Source organism: Agarivorans sp. 1_MG-2023 (assembly GCF_030548385.1).
In the GTDB taxonomy this organism is placed as follows: Bacteria; Pseudomonadota; Gammaproteobacteria; order Enterobacterales; family Celerinatantimonadaceae; genus Agarivorans.
Window position 1 is genome coordinate 43,327 of sequence record NZ_JAUOSJ010000003.1, and the last position, 17,292, is coordinate 60,618.

The window sequence follows — 17,292 nt, forward strand, 5'->3', positions numbered from 1 at the left end:
GCTTTCTTTTTTGGGAGGCAAAAATAATCCGTTTTTTAGTTAAAACATGACGTTAATAACTATCAAGGACACATGGAATGACTGTGACAAACAACAAATTCAAATTGGCTAATGCAGTGCTAGCTGCTGCTTTGGCTCTCGCTTTAAGTGGTTGCGCTGATGAAGTGGCGAATGATGAAACTCCAGCAAATCCCGTAGAGCCAACTGATCCTGTTGAACCTACTGATCCCGTAGGCAATGACCTAATTGTATTTAATAACGCGGTAAACCCTTTTTGGCCTGCATGGGACTGTTGTGGTGGTACCACGCCAACTAACCCCATTGAACTTAGTGACTACGGCATGGTGACCGAGTTTGCTATTAATGCTCAGCCTGCGGTTTTAGGTTTTGTACGTGATAGTGAACGTGGTGCTCTAGATGTGAGTGCGATGGAAAGCGCTGGTACTTTGGAGTTCGACTTTAAAATGACAGCCAGTCCAGGCGATGTTAACTGGGCATTTAAATTAGAAAGTAATGGCGGCATTCAAAATGATGCTGGCGGTGAAGAAGTTGAAGTAATGATCACCGCCCCAGTGTTAGATACTTGGCAACACGTTAGTGTAAACCTAGCCGATTTAGCGACCCAAGGCTTAGACCTAAGTAACATTGATAACATCTTAATCTACCCAGCTTGGAGTGAAGGTGAGGGTGCAGTTTACCGCGTAGACAATGTAGAGTTTGTGGCAGACGGTAATACTACTGATCCGCTAGACCCAGCCGAGCCAACGAATCCAGATGCTGACAGCGGTACTAAGCTATCGCTTGATTTACCTATGACTGACTTTGGCGGTGCGATTACTGAGCTATCGGCTACCAACCCTGCATTAAGTGACATTACGGCATTTAGCACTAGCGCTACCGTAATTAAAACCACCAAAGCAGCAGCAGCTGAAGATTGGGCTGGTACCACGTTAGGCGATACCTCAACCCTGGCAATCACTCAAGACCGCAGCATTATTAGCGTTTGGGTGTACTCACCGGAATCGGGCGTGCCAGTGCTACTGAAAGTAGAAAATGCCGACGACGACACGCAAACTGCTGAGGTTCGCGTTTATACCACGGTGGCTGATGCGTGGGAAAAACTGAGTTTTGACTTTACCAATGTAGCCGAAGGTACTCAGCAACTTAACCCCGAGTTTACCTTTAATAAAAAGTCTATTTTCTTCGACTTTTTGGTGGATGCCAGTGAAGACAAAGTTTTTTATTGGGATGACGTGACCTTTGTTGAACAAGAATCCACTACTGACCCAGTAGACCCAGTAGACCCAGTAGACCCAGTAGACCCAGTAGACCCAGTAGACCCAGTAGACCCAGTAGACCCACCAGCAGGTGAGTCTGTGGTTATCTTTAATGATGTGGCTAACCCAAGCTGGCTAGCGTGGGATTGCTGCGGTGGAACTACTCCTCCTGTTGTTACCGATAGTGATGCCAATTATGGAGCCGCCACCGAGTTTGAGGTAGTGGGTGAGCAGGTCAATGGCTTTAGTAGTCGTGCCGACCACGGTGCTACCGACGGATCACCTATTGATGCGAGTGCTTGGTCAAATGGGGGATCTATATCCTTTGATCTGAAATTGACCGCCGAGGGTGGAGCTAGCGATTGGAAATTTAAAGTTGAATCAAACGGTGGTACTAGTTTTGCCGAACTTAGCCTTGCTGAGCTGCCAGAACTAGATACTTGGAAGCATTACAGTGTTGATTTAGCGGCCTTACAAACAGCAGGTGTAGATCTTAGTGCGATTGATGTAGTGATGATCTTCCCTGCATGGGGAACCGGCATTGGTTCTAAATACTTGGTCGATAATGTTCAAGTTTCTTCCACCGGTGGCACCGAAGCACCGATTGCTGGCGATGACACTATGGTTACCATCGATGAAGGCATTGATTTTGAGACCAAAACCTTAAGTTGGGAAGTTTTTGAGAATGACGACAACCCAGTGATGGAGTTTGTTGCTAATCCCGATACGTCGGGCGTAAACAGCTCTGCTACGGTGGCTAAAATCACCGCTCGTGCAGCTGGCGCACCTTGGGCTGGCGCAGTGACTAAATCTGTAGAAGGTTTTGAGCTTAACGCCAGCAACAGCACCGTGAAGATGATGGTTTATAAAGACAAAATCAGTGCGGTACGTCTTAAGTTAGCCGCGGCTAATCAATGGGGAGCCGAAATTATTGCTAGCAACACTAAGGTAGGCGAATGGGAAGAGCTGACCTTTGATTTCAGTCAGCACCCAGAGTTTGCCGCAGCTGCTGCCCAGGGAAACATGATTGAAGTGGTTGTATTCCCCGACTTTGATGACCCTATCGTAGAAGTTCGCCCTGCTGACGCAGTGATGTACTTCGACAACATCAGCTTTAGTGCTCAACCGTAACTTTTCGTTGAGGAGCCGCTTTGCAAAGTGGCTCCTTCTTAAACTGTCACCGAGAATGCGCTAAACGGATTCTCATTTTCAAGGAAAAATCAGGTTAATTGTTTCAATTTAACTGGTGGAAAAAAGATGAAAATATGTAGTTTAAAATCAATTTTGCTGGCCGCCATGTCGGTGTTAATGGTGGCGTGTGCCGATGAACCTCTTGGGGAATCGGGTGATCCTGGCACTGGACCGGGAACGGGCACCGAGCTTGCTCCTCAACCTAGCCCTGGCGATGCGTATCCAAGCGCGCTAAATGGCGATGTAATATTAGGTAATCCTGATTACTTAGCTATTTCTTATGGTGCTTGGCGTTCAACAGTGAGAGAAAGTGGTGCTAATGTCCCCACGGTTGATATGCATAAAGAAGACATGCAAATATTATCGGCCATGGGCATTAAAATGCTTCGCACCTACAACACTCAAGGCTTTATTGGTCTTGATGGTAAAAGTAATACCGAGAACTTATTGCAAGCCATATCAGAGCTGATGGCCGACGATGAGTCTTTTGAAATGTATGTGCAGTTAGGAGTATGGGTTGATGCCTTAAACTCTTGGACTGATCAACAAGTCATTCATGACCAAGAAAATCCAGAAAACGCCTTAGAAATGGCCAAAGCTAAAGCCCTTGCGCTAGCGTACCCAGAGATCATTAAGGTGATTGCTGTAGGTAATGAAGCAATGGTTAACTGGGCTGAATACCATGTAGTACCGGGCATTATTCTTGGCCACGTTAACGATTTACAGCAATGGAAATCTGAGAATCCATCGGTGGCCAATATTTGGATTACCAGTTCTGATAACCACGCTGTTTGGGCAGGGATCGACGACAGTGCCAATATTGGTGAGCAAGCTGATCTTATCGCACTTATTGAAGCGGTGGATTATGTGTCTTTGCATACCTATGCGCACCACGACACCCTATACGACCCTACTTTTTCAGCTGATTGGAAAGTACCTGCCAACGAACAAGACTTAAGCGTGCAAGAGCAAGTTGATTCAGCAATGGAAAAAGCTTACCAGCATACTTTGTCGCAAATTAAAGTGGCACAAGACTTCATCAATGGCATTGATTCAAGCAAGCAAATTCACATTGGTGAAACCGGTTGGTCTACGGTTTCAAATGAGAACTTTGGTGCGGGTGGCACACAAGCGGCTGATGAATATAAGCAAAAAGCCTTTTACGATGCGATGCGTACCTTTACCAATGAATTTGGTGCATCGCTGTTTTTCTTCCAAGCGTTTGATGAGCCGTGGAAAGGTGATGAAAGTAACCCTAATCATTCAGAGAAACACTTTGGTTTAATTGATATTGACGGCAACGTTAAGTATTTAGCCTGGGATAAAGTCGCGGCGTTAAATAGCGCGGGTTTAACCCGTGGTGATGTATCGTCGTTTACTGCGAGTTTTGGTGGCGATTTCGCTACTTTAATGGCCACCATTTTACCTCCTCCTTACGCTCCTGTTGTTACCCCTCCTGAAGAGGGTGAGTTTGTTGTGCTGAGCACTGCTCTGTATGAGGGAGCTGTTGCCTATGGTTGGGACAGCCCAGCTACCGCATGGGCGGGTGTTGATGACGCCACCGGCGTACTTACTATTGCTTCAGATCCTGCAACTGCCAAAGATTGGGGCTGGGGCGCTGGGGTAGGTATTCCAGGAGAAACTACAAACCTTTCAAGTTCTACGCAGGTTACGTTTGAAATTAAAGGCGATGCCGCTTATGGCTTCTACCTTGGGTTCCAAACCACTGCGTCGGGCGGCACTAACCATTGGGTACGTTTTAACGAAGGCCAAGGTTATACCCTAACTGACCAGTGGGTTGAGCATACTATTGATTTAAGTAGCTTCTCTAATTTTGCTGCTGCCGATCTAAGTGTGGTTAATTCACCGTTCACGATTGCGGATCTTTATGCTGAATCAGGTGGCAGTGCGCCAACCCTAAGCAATATAGAGATTCGTAACATCTCTTGGTTAGAGTAAAGCGCCTCTAACCATTAGCTAGCGTACCAGTCGTTAGCGCGTAAGCCAGAGGCGATGATTAAACCTGTTTTATCATCGCCTTTTTTATATCTCACCGTTTCGCCCAGTAGTGTTCAGCTACGCAGCGGATCGGGTCAGCTTAAATCAAGGATAGTGAGCAAGATGTTTACTCAAGCACATGCAATTAACGGCCTTACTGTAACTAAGAAAACAGCAATGATGGCTGGTTTGTTTTTTGCCCTTACGCAGTCAGCCTCAGCTGGCTGGGAAGTACAGTGGATAGATTCTTTTGAGGGAAGCCGAGTTGATTGGAGTAATTGGACTGCCCAAACGCAGGCCAATTATAACAACGAAGTGCAATGTTATACCGATGATGATTATTCCGCTGCGCGTAACTATGAGGTATCGGACGGTACCTTAAAAATCATCGCCCGCAAACAAACGCAAAATTGTGCCACCTTAGGTGGGCAACAAAAAACCTGGACATCTGGGCGTTTAAACTCAAAAGATAAGCAAGAGTTTCTTTATGGCCGTGTTGAATCAAGGATCCGTTTCCACAACCTAGAAGCGGGTACTTGGCCAGCATTTTGGATGCTAGAAAACCGCATTTCTGAGCAACCCCTTAAAGGTGATGGTGATAATGTAAATTGGCCCAATGTAGGCGCAGGTGAAATTGATGTATGGGAATGGTTCTCTAACGAGCCTAATACCTATATTACTAACTTTTTTAATGTGTCCAGTTGTGGTGAAGAGCACCGTTACAGTTATCCAAATGGTGGTTCTGATGTTCTTAATTGGCATAAATACGCCATGGAGTGGACTCAAGATAAGATTGATTTTTATGTAGATGAAATCTTAGTGGTTAGCCAAGATATTAGTGGCTGTAGCCAATACCAAGAGCCTATGTTTGTATTGCTTAATCTGGCCATGGGGGGCAACTTAGGCGGCTTTATTGACCCTAACTTGCAGCTGGCCACCATGGAAGTTGACTATATTGCCCATTGCCAATTGAGTGATAGTAGTGATGCTAGCTACTGTGATGAAAATGCACCGAGAGCAAATGATTCCGAACCCAATGATAGCTTAGCCAGTGTTGAACTTAGCTTAACTCAAGGCGGTGTTGATACGCGCTTGGTTAATCCCGCAGGTGGCCTGGTTACAGTAACCGCAAGCATAGAGCAAGGTGAAGAACCTTTAGACAACTACAGTTTATATTGGCAAGCCGATGAACTGCCTAGTCCGCAGATGCAAGGCACTACTTTGCAGTTTGAACCCGCCTCTATGCTTGATGGCAGCTACTCCCTGCAAGTGAGTTTAGAGCACAACTCCAACAACCAATTGATAACTCGCGATGGCTTAGATTTTACCGTACAAGCCACTACTGAGCCGTCGGATCCTCAATCAGACGGTGACTCGGGCGGCGGTAGCTTCGGTTTGATAAGCCTGTTTAGTTTGGTCAGCTTGCTGTTTATCCGTAGAAAACACCTCAAATAAGCGCTGATTAAAGCGCAATTCCACTTTGTTGGTTAAGTCCTAAGGGCTTAACCAAGCTTTTTTTCGCCTTGTTGTCCCCAACCGGGTAGGCACTTTTGTACCTGAAATTTGTTAAAATTAATAAGGATATTAGTGATGATTGAAATGCTTAAGACGTATATTTTGGCAGCGTGTTTCGCCCTAGTAGTAGGGTGTGGAGGCAGTAACAGCGACAATGCTTCAGACCCTGGCGCAGAGCCACAAGAGAGTTATCAAATTACCGTTACCGTGTTAGATGCCAATAGCCAGTTACCATTAGCTGATGCTCAGGTTAGCATTGCAGAGCAAGCTCAAGCGAGTGACCAGCAAGGATACTCTAGCTTTGAACTGGCTGTTGGCAGCTATTCCTTAAGCGTGAGCTTGGCGGGTTATCAAGCTCACCAGCAAGCCATTGAGATTGGCGAGCAAGATGTAAGCTTAACTCTTAGCTTAGAGGCGTTGCCTACTGTGAGTGGACCTTTATACGTTTTTCATTCCGATAACGATAGCTCTTACAGCATTGAACATTGGGGCGATAATTGGGGCTCTGGCAGTGTAATAAGCGATGTGACGGACCCAAATATAGGCAAAGCCCTTAATATTACGAGCGGTACCGTTTGGGGAAACAAGGCGGCTATTGCTTGGGGTAACGAACCCGAAAACGCGGTAGCGATTGATGCTTATACTCACCTCAAATTTAAAGTAAAAGCTAACTCATTTACCGCCGTAGAAGTGGTATTGCAGGGGCCGAGTAACCCAGAGTCGAAAATCGCTTACGCCTTAAGTACTGGCGCGCCATTAGATGATGGGTGGCTAGAAATGGAAGTTCCTCTACCTTATGGCTTTAGTCAGCTCACTTGGCTTGGATTGATTTTTGATAGCAGCATTAGTGACAGCTTGGGTCTAAGCGACGTTTATTTGTTAAGCCAAGAAATGATCACTAGCCAGCCAAGCGCTGCGGCCCCCCAACCACCTGCGTTAGCAGATAACGAAGCAGTGGTTATTTTTAGCGATAGTTTACCTCAAGATCATTATGTATCGGTATGGAATGCTAATTGGTGGAGTGCGCCATTTTACTCTCCTGGGGCAATAGATGATAACGATTACGCCCGTTATGAGATTGCTGGTTTAGGTGTTGAAGGCGGTGTAACTGGGATTGAATTTGGCATTGAAAATGGCAGTGTTGACGCCTCTTCTCACGTGAATATGAACTTAGATGTGTATCTAGAGACGGGCATTAGTCGTATGGAGATCCATCTAGTCTCTAATGATGGTTCAGCCTTATATACCGTAGCCTCGCCGCAAACCGAGCAATGGGTGTCTTATCAAATTCCTTTTGCCGCTATGCAAGACGCTGACGGGGACGGCGATGGGGTGCTCAATCCTGCAAGTTTAACAATGGCTGGAATTAAGTTGTGGGGAGAGCAGGGCAAAGCCGTATTCTTGGACAACCTCTATTTTTCAGGCCAATCAAATGTCTTTGAATTAGCAGTAACAGTATTGAACCCGTCTGCTCAAGCTATCTCTGGTGCGCTGGTTACGGTGGGAGAGCAAACTGCAACAACCAACACCAGTGGTGTAGCTTATCTCACGCTTGCAGAAGGCGAGCATAAGGTTAAAGCGGATGCCAGCGGCTTTGGCGCAGCACAACAGAACCAACAACTATTGGGCGGAGACGCCACTCTAGAGATAGTACTAACAGCAGAAAATCCGGCTCCAAGTGTTGCCGCAGATAATCCAAGTGTGAGTGATGAGGATGTATTGGTTTTGTACAGCGATAGCTTGTTGGTAGATAAGCCGATCTCTTATTGGTCTGATAACTGGTGGAATGCGCCAAGCTATAGCGAAATACAATTAGCGGGCAATAATGTTGCGCGTTTGCAGATAATTCCTGATGGGGTGGAAGGTGGAGTTACAGGTATTCAATTTGGTATTCAAGATGGAGTGCTTGATGCTTCAGCGATGACCGGTTTACGTTTTGATATGTATGCCACCCGTGGTGTTAGCCAAGCAGTATTTCAAGTGGTTTCGGCGACAGGACCAGTCATTCATACCATGTTGCCGGTGGTCACCGAGCAATGGGTCAGTGTTGAATTGGTATTTACTGACATGGTTCAACCAGGATCATTTGATGCCGCTAGTCTGTCGCAATTAGGTGTGCAGTTATGGGGAACCACTAGCGACAGTGTGTATTTAGACAACATTTACTTCTACTAAATACTGAGGCTGAATTGGATAAAAGGAAGCCTATGCTTCCTTTTTCACTGCTTGATATGGTGAGTCAAATGATAAGAGTGCTGAGCCAGATAAAAGAGTTTGGTGTTATTTCATTGGGCTCTTTCTACACATTCATTTAGCGCTACATTATCTTGAGCGGCTCAGAAAAACATTAACAAGGGAGGCTTAACTTAACTCAACTCGGTTTCGTCCAGCTGTTTTCGCTTTGTATAAGGCTTCGTCGGCCCGCTTAAACCAAGTATCTATGTTTGCAGAGTTCAACTGTGCCACACCAAAGGAGCTGGTAACCTGGCCTTGGTGTATGAGCTGACTATTCGCTATTTGGGCTCTTACATTCTCGGCTAATACACAGGCTCCTTGTAATTGGGTATTGGGGCAAACAATCACAAACTCTTCGCCACCCCAACGGGCAAATACGTCTTGATCTCTAATCATCTCAGATACTTTTTGGCTGATAGATATCAATACTTGGTCTCCAGTATCGTGGCCATGCTGGTCATTTATCAGTTTGAAGTGGTCAATATCAAACATGATTAAACTGGCTGCTTGAGAAGAATGAGAAAACTCGCTCATTAATTTAGATAGTGACCCACTTAAGCCAGCTCGATTAAGCAACTTGGTTAATGGATCATGCTTGGCCATCGTTTTGTATTTATCGCGCTCAATACTTAGAAAGCTATTGATTTTATTAAGCTCTTCAGCTTTGCTTTTAGATGTGATGTATTTGCTATGCATTTTACCGGCAAGGTAAATGGCGTGTACTACGATGCTTGCTATCCACAGTGAAAGCAGTAAAAAGTACAAGTCTTTAGCATTGATCCATTTACCACTAAAGCTAAAAGCATGTAGGGCTATCTCAAGGTCTTTGAGTGAGCGGCTGTCACCAGTGGCTATTTGTAAATATTCTACGTTGTCTAGTTTGGCTGCAGTGTCTATGTTGAAGGGTTTAGCAAATACCCACCACGAAGGCACATAAAACTGATTTAGCGCTAAGCGATATTGAGCGCGGCCAATCGTAGGGTTAATAGCTTGAATATTGGCGCGAGTATGACTGATTTTATCGACGCCGTTGGGTAAATTCTGCTCATGATTGAGCAAGTAAATCAGCACTGTATCGCGCTTTAAATCAACGGTGGTTAAGTCTATGTTTAAGGTGTCGAACTTAGAGAGGTCTGCATATTGGCTTTGTTTTGAGGCCAGTGGTATCAGCATGCTACAAAAAGGGAAGGTATTGGAACTGACTGTTTTGCAGCGCAGGCTTAGGCTGTCGTTTTGAGTAGAAATAGTGCCAATGGATGCTCCGCCGTTTATGTCATCGTTAAGCAGTGTTGCATCAACGTGCTGATTAACCGGGTAGGTGAGAGTGATATCCATACCAAATTGTTGCCATAACATAAGGCTTATGGTGAATATCACCAACAAAGGGTAGTAGATCTCTTGTCGACAAACCTTCATTACAGTGATGCCTCATGGTTTTGTGTGGAGCATATTGGCGTGAGTGTGACCTTGTAGGTAGCTCACAAAATGTGCTTTTGGTTCATATTTGCCTTGTATTTACCTGCAGAATTATTACATTGATAAAAAGAAAGCGCTTACTTTGCTGTGTCGAACGTGAACTCTGTCGGTATTTTTACTAAGAAATGCCAAGTTGCACACATTAAAAAGCAATAAGCAGCGAGGGTGTATTGGGCTTTGAAGTCCCATATAGCTTACGCTGGCGGGTATTGCTAGAAACAAAGGGAATAGTTATGAAAACCATTTTGGCCGCGAGTATGATGTTAGCGTTAGCTGCCTGTAGCAATCAAAACATGGTGGTGGACTATGGCACCGACGATACTCAAGAGATTCAAAAGGTGTCTCCAGAGGAGGGCTATGCAGCCTTAGCACGGGCACCGATCTGCTGTGACTCCTTAACGCAGTTCGATTACCAGTTAGTGACAGCACCAGGTAAGTTAGACTTCACTATTACCGCGAGTGACCCGGTATTTAGCTTTAGCTCTGGCCGCTCATTTGTTAAGGCCTTTGAGCTGCCAAACGCGGTGGGGGCCATAAATATTGATGTATCAGCGCCTATTGTAAATAGTGTGTTTGTGCCTTCTATCTTAGTGCTTGATGAAGAGCATCAACCTTTACAATTATTTGATAGCAATACCATTAAATATGACTCCAGCTCAATTGTTACGGTAGATCGCTACTATGGCAATATTCTGTTGCCAAGCCATTACGGCAACCAGCAAAAGGCCAAGTATCTATTGGTTTTTACCACTACCGAAGCAATGCAGCAGCAAACTAAGTTGACCCCACCAGACAGTAAGGCGGCTGAAACTGGCAGAGTTGATGTGAACATGAAAATTCATATGAACAAGCCAATACCGCATACGGCTATTGGCGCGGCTCGCCTCGCTTTTGATTATATTCCTGCAGGGCAGCAATCTGCTGAGGCCGTTGCAGCGGCGGCGGTGGTAGCTACCAGTACTCGTGCCGTAACCATTGAGCCTAGCCAATCGAGTGTTGATAGCATTTCCGCCAATTCTGCGACGATCAATACGCAGATCTCTACCATAGAGCCAGAAGTGGCGGCAATATTTGAGCAACTGATTCAGCAAGCAGTGGCCGATGGAAACTATGATAAAGCTTTAAAAATTGTTAAAGACGCTGAACAAGCAGGTTTGATCAATGCCAATGAGGTTTTTGTTAAGGCTGTAAAGGCACAGTAAAGCGCAGTTAATCCCAATCTCCACACTCTAGTTAACCGCTTTCGACAGTTAACTAGAGTGTGGAAATACTACAAAGCTCTCAACTTATCTCTTTTAATTACTCATCTAAATCACCCTAAGTCATTGTTTTAATTTTATTAATGTTCATTTAAATATAAATAGTAAGCGCTTTCTTTTTGTGTGGAAGGGGTCACATTATGTTTTTTACTAAGTATTTATACTAAAAATGAAAGTTTTTTAATGTGTTTTTACTGGTCTTTGCCTCAATGAGCCCTCTTAAGGCGGCTTTGTGAGCTTAGTGCATTGGAGATTTTCATTTTTTTGGCCATAAAAAGAAAGCGCTTACTTTTTTGATGGTTGTTTTATATGGAAAATACTGACTTTTAATGGAGTTAAAATGAAATTGTCTAAACTATCGCTTGCATGCTTAGCCGCAGTGTCTAGCTTGTCTCTCTCTGGTGGTGCCAATGCGTCTACCGAAGGTTTTGAGTTTCATGGTTACTTTCGTGCTGGGCTGCTAACAAGTGCTGAGAACGATTTTAAAAAAGCCAACTTTGCTGGCCAAAAAGAAACGCTTGGCCGTTTAGGTTTAGAAGCAGATAACGATGCTAGCCTTAACTTTGCGAATACCTGGGCCTTTGACGACGGACGCTCGGTAAAAGTAAATGTGGGTTTAGGGGATTATGGCCAAGAGAGTTCATTAAGCGCCAGTGCTGATGCCTTCCAAATGGGTTTTGGCCAGTTGTTTATTGAGTTTGATGGAATGTCTTCTAGCGGCGTATTCTGGGGTGGTAAACGCGAATACGGTAAAGATAACTATATCTTTATGACTGATTTTTTCTACTCAGATATGTCGGGTACAGGGGTAGGTATTACCGGCTATGAAGTGGGCGACGCTTTACTTGATTTTGCATATATTGCCAGTGACCGCGTTGATCCAGATATCGACCGTTGGGCAACCGATGATGCCGGTAACTTAGAAAACCTAAACAACATAATGCATGCCTTTCAGTTTGCCGTGACTTATGGGTCTTTAGAGCTGTCTGCAATGTATAAAACCATGCCGGACAACTGGGATTACGATGGTAAAGAGTGGGCCGAGACGGGTTACGATTTAACCGCGATTTATACGTTAAATAGTTTCTTTGGTATTCCAGGCAATGGCTTTTCTAAAATTATTGCACAAGCTGGTAAAGGTTTAGGTTCAGGCAACTTACTTGCGGGAACAATTACCTCATATAACGCCTACCACCCTGGTTCGCAGTTTCAAGGTGAGCATCCAGACTGGACGTGGAGCAACGCTTCAGGCGGCGGTGATGCTAATCGACTGTTGACCATGGTTGATGAAAAAGATACTTCTGCACGTTTGTTGTTATGGGGTGGCTATACCTTAGATAACGGTATTGGTTTCTTCCCATCTATCCAAGCTCAGTACAACGACCACCATGAAAATGACTTAGGTGATTACGATTACTGGATCTCGGCGATGGTTCGTCCAACCTTCCCTGTTAGTGACCATTTTTATGTGCAAGGTGAGTTAGGTTACGTACATAACAACTGGAGTGGCGCAACGTCTAATCAATCGAAAATTACTGTAGCACCAACCTTTATTCTCCCTACAGGTATGGGGCCTGCACCAGAAGTTCGCTTCTTAGCTACCTACTTACCTAAATCTTGGACTCACACTAATGAGTCCGGTGAATCTGATAGTGATTTCATTGTTGGTTTCCAAGCGGATGTTTGGTGGTAATCGCGTAAACATGGCCTACTGGTTTTTGTAGTAGGCCGCTAGCAATTCATAACGTTTCCTTTCGTTCTTTACCTTTTTCATGGGGTGTAGGCGGGGATACAACTTGGTGAGTTCTTTTTAGTCGCGGCAGAGAGCTGAACAAGCCGCGACTAAAAGACGTCACTGCTAAACACTGTAAGTTGCAAGGGTGTGTTTAGTGTTGTTCCTCGTCCCTTTTTTACTCAAATTATCCAAGAAGAGGTGAGCCTAGTGATTTGGATTGGTGTGTTCTTATTAGTGGTTATTGCTGGTGTCGCGATATTGGACATAGTGAATATAGTTAACTCTTGGTGATGTAATGATTAGAGTGTTCTCAAAGAAAAAATCGGCTAGTACCTCTGTAGTTAGGCGAATGTACATAGGTTTTGCAGTGATGGTATCACTGTTTATTGTCACGGTAGTGTTGATGTTAAATGGCACAAGCAGGGTTCATCAACAGTTGTTATTGGTCAATTCTGATGCCCTACCTTTGGTGACGTACTCCAACCTTACCAGTGTTAATTTATTGATTGCCGATAAAACTTTTAAAGACTTCCTCACGAGTGAAGACAGCGAGCGCCAGCAATTATTTGCCAATAAATTTGAGCAAAACCATCAAGATTTCATCGCAGCTTTAGATAAACTCAAACATGCTACGCAGCAAGGCTCAGCCTTGGCTCAACAGCTAAGCGCCTTGTTAGCGCTAGAACAGCGTTATTTTGCTGAGTCCAAGTTAGCAATGAACAACTACCGCAATCAGCTTGCTGCTCAACAAGAGCGTCGAATTACTGCTCGCCGATTCCAAAAACTACAAACCGAGTTGCGCCTTGGTATGAGCGAGTTTGTAAATAGCCAGCAAGATCTCGCGGTAAAGCTTATGGCTAAAAGTTACTTCGAGAAACTTAAACAAACCGAAACCACCACCTCGGATGCCTTAGCGAGCGACGACATAAAAACCATTGCTAAGGCAATGAAAGATAATAAACGTAGCGTGACTCAGTTAAATTTTTCCTACCAAGGTCTGGTGACTCAGTTACCTGAACTTAAGCAGCATTTCGACCAAGCGACGACGCAGTTTATTCAAGATGTCGGCAAAAAAGGCGGAGTGCTTGATCAGCACTATCGCTCGGTTCAGTCGCGCAACATGCTTTATCAAAACATTGCCGTTTTAGCCGAGGAAGTGGATATAGCGTTGGCGATTTTAGGTGAATTTAGACATGAAGCTGAAGTTCTCAAAGACAGCGCAATAGATAGTGCTGAACACATTTATCAAGACAGCTACCAACACGCCTTACTTATTGGTGGTGCGGTGAGTGCTTTCTTGCTGTTTTTGGCGTGGTTGTTAGCACAAAATGTGCGTAAGCCATTACAAAGAATGCTGACTACTTTGGAGGCGCTAACCGATGGGGATATGCGCCAACGGGTAGACGATAATAAGTTTATTGAATTTGAACAGCTCGGCTCACATATCAATACTCTGGCTAGCCACTTGCAGAGCATTTTGCAAAAGCTGGGTTTAACCTCCACCAATCTGGCGGAAGTGTCAGCACAAAATCAGTCAGCAATGTCAGACTCCACAACGCGACTAGGCGAGCAGCGCCAGCAAACTGCTAGCGTAGCAACGGCGATGACGGAAATGGAACATTCTGTTAAAGACGTAGAAACCAGTGCTAGAAGCTCCATGGCAAAAGTAGGGGATGTGGAAACAGCGGTGCACACCGGTAGTTTGGTGATGAGTAACAATACCACCACTATCAATTTGCTGTCTGGGCAACTGAACGAGTCGGTAGAAGCGGTATCTGCGGTTAAACAAATGAGTGTAGATATTGGCTCTATTTTGGACGTGATTCAGCAAATTGCCATGCAAACCAACTTACTTGCCTTAAACGCCGCTATTGAGGCTGCACGTGCGGGCGAGCAGGGCAGAGGGTTCTCTGTTGTGGCTGATGAAGTAAGGGTATTAGCCAAGCGCACTACCGATGCAACCAGCGAAATTGAAGACATGATTCAAAACTTACAAACTAAGTCAGAAGACGCCAACGAAGTCATACAGCGCTGCGTGGCCGAAATGAAAAACAGTGTAGAGCACTCCGCGCAAGCCAACAAAGCAATGACGGATATTCAAACCAGCATCGCCGAAATTAGCCAAATGAGTTACCAAATTGCACATGCTGCCGAAGAACAAACCACCACTGCAAATATGATTGCACGCAGCTTAGAAGATATTAACCATGTTGCAGATTCAAACTCTCACTCAATGAACTTAGTGGCGAAGGTTAGCAATAAATTGGATGAGCTTGCTCATCAACAAAACGAACTGGTATTGGGTTTTAAAGTGTAAGGCGGGTCGGTGCTGGCATAAGGATGTGCCAGTTTCTTCGGTAATACGCGTGAAACAGCTAGGTGTTCTCATATCAAACAGGCTGTTATCGCCATAACAAAGCAACAAGGAGGAGTTTTTGAAATCGTTAATTTACTTAAGCTTAGTGGTATTAGTTTGTTCTCCTAAGTTACAGGCTTACAACAGCTTTAGGGTGAAAAACCAACCCAATGAAGTGATAAGTAATCATGCTCAAATTAGTTATAAAGAGTTATTTACTAGCGCGGGCAGTCTTAAAACCAATATTCATGCTTTAGTAGGCTTGGTGGATCACTACGGTATTTTTAAACTTAGTTGTGCTACCGATGGCGGGGTAAAAGTTGATCACAACATTTTGACCATCGCGACTAAAACGATGTACCTAGACGGACGCTTAGTGTCACTTGAACAAAATAGTGAAGTATCCAGCCAACTGGTTAAAAGCTTAAAAAACACCGAAGTACTCAGTTTTGAGCAGCCAGTGACCAACTTTGCTGGAGAAGGGATCCCTGCTAAGCAAGTTATTTCACTTGAGGGGTTTGCTGCTTCTTACAATAGAGTAACTGACTTATGTAATGAGCAGAAAAAGGTTACTGCCTCACTACGTTTATAAGTTATGTCGTTTATTGGGTAGGGCTATTTGGTCTTTCTCCTACGTTTTCTTCTACTTAGTGCTAAACCAAATGTGCTAATTGTATTTCAATGTCACTGATCGGCAGTTAGAATAATCACGTTATAGTTTTTTTCACTTGCGGATGAAATTTAGTGATACAAGCTCACCCTGTGACGGCGAATAATTCAACTTCGCCTCAAGTCGCCGTAGTAGGTGGTGGAATCGCCGGTTCAGCAGCAGCGCTTAAGCTGGCTGAGTTGGGCGCCAATGTTAGTCTGTTTGAAGCAGGTCCCAGCTTAGTGAATGGGCCTCCGGCTTGCCATTTACATGCTGGCGGTAACCTTTACCGAGAAATTTCCGACGAGCAATGCCTTAAGCTGCTTGAGCAATCAATTAATACCTTGCGGGTGTTTCCGCATGCGGTCAATCTTCGCCCCACGGTGATTAGTGTGCCGAGCAACGACCCTGGTGAGCCAGAGGCGCTATTGCCACGTTTACGTAAGGTGCAAGCTCACTATGCGCAGCTTATTAAAAGCGATCCGCAAAACCAAAAGCTTGGCCCCGCTGAAGACTACTACCGTTTATACAATAAACAGCAGCTTGAAGAGCTAGCCACACGAGACACGCCGCAGCAGCCACAGTCAATGGATGAATGGATGATCCCAGTGGCTAAACATCTCGATTTATCGGCATTTAAGTTTCCTTTTGTACAAGTACAGGAATACGGTTTAAGTTTGTTGCGCGTAGCAGCCATGGTAAAACTGGCGACCGAGCAACTGCCCAATTGCCAGGTTTATACCCAATCAAAAGTAACGCACATCGAACAGCTCAAAGGAGATAAACCACGCTGGCGAGTGGATTACCAAAGCGAGCAGGGCAACCACAGTATAGAAGTAGATTACCTGATTAATGCTTGTGGTTACCGCAGTGGCAGCATCGATGATATGGCCAAACTTAGCCGCAGTCGCATGGTCGAATTTAAGGCCGCTTATTTAGCTAATTGGCCCAGCCAACAAGGCCGTTGGCCAGAGCTAATTGTGCACGGCGAGCGTGGCACACCTAACGGCATGGCACAGTTAACACCTTACCCAGATGGTTTATTTCAGCTACATGGTATGACCGACACCATCACTTTATTTAAAGGTGGTTTGGTAAAGTCTAGCGAGAGTAGTGCTCAGCCAGAGTTAAGCCCAATGCTTACTCGTAAGTTAACCCAAGGCTGGCAAACTGAAGAAGTAGAACAGCGCACCGCCGAGGCGGTAAAACATATGTCGCGTTACTTGCCGAGTTTTAGTGATGCAAGTGTGGCTGGGCGGCCACTATTTGGCGCACAACAAATACCGGGTAGTGATCCAAGCCTGCGTGCTGCTAGTGTATCTTTTGATAAAACCCACTATGCGCGTACCGAAATTGTTAAGTTTTCTTCAGCCCTAAGCGCCGCCGAGCAAATTATCGACAACATCCGTGATTTGGGATTACTTGGTGATAAACTTGCGCAGTCAGCCTTAAATGAATTAAACAGCACCCAAGGCTTGGCCTATAGCCAAGTTTTAGCGCTAGCCGAGCAATTGGCAGCACAACGCAATTACCCGCTGTCTTTAGCTCGCTAAAGCAGTGAATCAGATAAACAAAGGCTAGCACTGCTAGCCTTTTTAATA

General features: G+C 44.9%; 10 protein-coding genes. 9 read left to right on the forward strand and 1 reads right to left on the reverse strand.

The annotated features are described in order from the left end of the window. The first annotated feature begins 77 nt into the window (after positions 1-77). The 4 genes from Q4592_RS04535 (at position 78) to Q4592_RS04550 (ending at position 8,156) form a co-directional block, all read left to right on the forward strand. Entirely contained in the window at positions 78-2,408 is a 2,331-nt protein-coding gene (locus tag Q4592_RS04535) for a hypothetical protein (RefSeq protein WP_303510314.1), read from the forward strand. Between the two features lie 126 nt (positions 2,409-2,534). After that, the gene (locus Q4592_RS04540; protein ID WP_303510317.1) at positions 2,535-4,427 is read left to right on the forward strand and encodes a hypothetical protein; all 1,893 of its coding nucleotides are present in this window, start codon (positions 2,535-2,537) and stop codon (positions 4,425-4,427) included. Between the two features lie 162 nt (positions 4,428-4,589). Continuing rightward, positions 4,590-5,921 carry a glycoside hydrolase family 16 protein gene (locus Q4592_RS04545; protein ID WP_303510319.1) on the forward strand — a complete coding sequence of 444 codons (1,332 nt, stop codon included), beginning with the start codon at positions 4,590-4,592 and terminating at the stop codon, positions 5,919-5,921. Positions 5,922-6,056: 135 nt separating this feature from the next. Next, complete coding sequence (locus tag Q4592_RS04550; protein ID WP_368509296.1) at positions 6,057-8,156, forward strand: carboxypeptidase regulatory-like domain-containing protein; 2,100 nt, start codon at positions 6,057-6,059, stop codon at positions 8,154-8,156. Between the two features lie 186 nt (positions 8,157-8,342). On the opposite strand, the gene Q4592_RS04555 is transcribed toward Q4592_RS04550, so the two are convergent. Then, positions 8,343-9,632, reverse strand: a complete 1,290-nt coding sequence (locus Q4592_RS04555; RefSeq protein WP_303510324.1) for a GGDEF domain-containing protein — start codon at positions 9,630-9,632, stop codon at positions 8,343-8,345. A gap of 293 nt (positions 9,633-9,925) precedes the next feature. Between Q4592_RS04555 and Q4592_RS04560 the strand changes: the two genes are divergently transcribed. The 5 genes from Q4592_RS04560 to Q4592_RS04580 all read left to right on the forward strand — a co-directional run bounded on the left by Q4592_RS04560 (position 9,926) and on the right by Q4592_RS04580 (position 17,244). Then, on the forward strand, positions 9,926-10,894 hold the full coding sequence (locus tag Q4592_RS04560) for a MalM family protein (RefSeq protein WP_303510327.1): 969 nt from the start codon (positions 9,926-9,928) through the stop codon (positions 10,892-10,894). Positions 10,895-11,291: 397 nt separating this feature from the next. Further along, positions 11,292-12,644: a carbohydrate porin gene (locus Q4592_RS04565; protein ID WP_303510330.1), complete on the forward strand. Its 1,353-nt coding sequence runs from the start codon at positions 11,292-11,294 to the stop codon at positions 12,642-12,644. Between the two features lie 337 nt (positions 12,645-12,981). Beyond that, positions 12,982-15,003, forward strand: a complete 2,022-nt coding sequence (locus Q4592_RS04570; RefSeq protein ID WP_303510333.1) for a methyl-accepting chemotaxis protein — start codon at positions 12,982-12,984, stop codon at positions 15,001-15,003. A 118-nt stretch (positions 15,004-15,121) separates the two neighbouring features. Continuing rightward, positions 15,122-15,634: a hypothetical protein gene (locus tag Q4592_RS04575; protein WP_303510335.1), complete on the forward strand. Its 513-nt coding sequence runs from the start codon at positions 15,122-15,124 to the stop codon at positions 15,632-15,634. 152 nt (positions 15,635-15,786) lie between these two features. Continuing rightward, positions 15,787-17,244, forward strand: coding sequence for an FAD-dependent oxidoreductase (locus Q4592_RS04580; RefSeq protein WP_368509293.1), 1,458 nt, complete (start codon positions 15,787-15,789; stop codon positions 17,242-17,244). Positions 17,245-17,292: the final 48 nt, after the last annotated feature.

What these genes read in the sequence shown, in the direction of transcription:
- Q4592_RS04545 (WP_303510319.1), top strand. Translation starts at nt 4,590, where the DNA reads ATGTTTACTCAAGCACATGCAATTAACGGCCTTACTGTAACTAAGAAA.
- Q4592_RS04555 (WP_303510324.1), bottom strand. Translation starts at nt 9,632, where the DNA reads ATGAAGGTTTGTCGACAAGAGATCTACTACCCTTTGTTGGTGATATTC.
- Q4592_RS04570 (WP_303510333.1), top strand. Translation starts at nt 12,982, where the DNA reads ATGATTAGAGTGTTCTCAAAGAAAAAATCGGCTAGTACCTCTGTAGTT.
- Q4592_RS04535 (WP_303510314.1), top strand. Translation starts at nt 78, where the DNA reads ATGACTGTGACAAACAACAAATTCAAATTGGCTAATGCAGTGCTAGCT.
- Q4592_RS04550 (WP_368509296.1), top strand. Translation starts at nt 6,057, where the DNA reads ATGATTGAAATGCTTAAGACGTATATTTTGGCAGCGTGTTTCGCCCTA.
- Q4592_RS04560 (WP_303510327.1), top strand. Translation starts at nt 9,926, where the DNA reads ATGAAAACCATTTTGGCCGCGAGTATGATGTTAGCGTTAGCTGCCTGT.
- Q4592_RS04565 (WP_303510330.1), top strand. Translation starts at nt 11,292, where the DNA reads ATGAAATTGTCTAAACTATCGCTTGCATGCTTAGCCGCAGTGTCTAGC.
- Q4592_RS04540 (WP_303510317.1), top strand. Translation starts at nt 2,535, where the DNA reads ATGAAAATATGTAGTTTAAAATCAATTTTGCTGGCCGCCATGTCGGTG.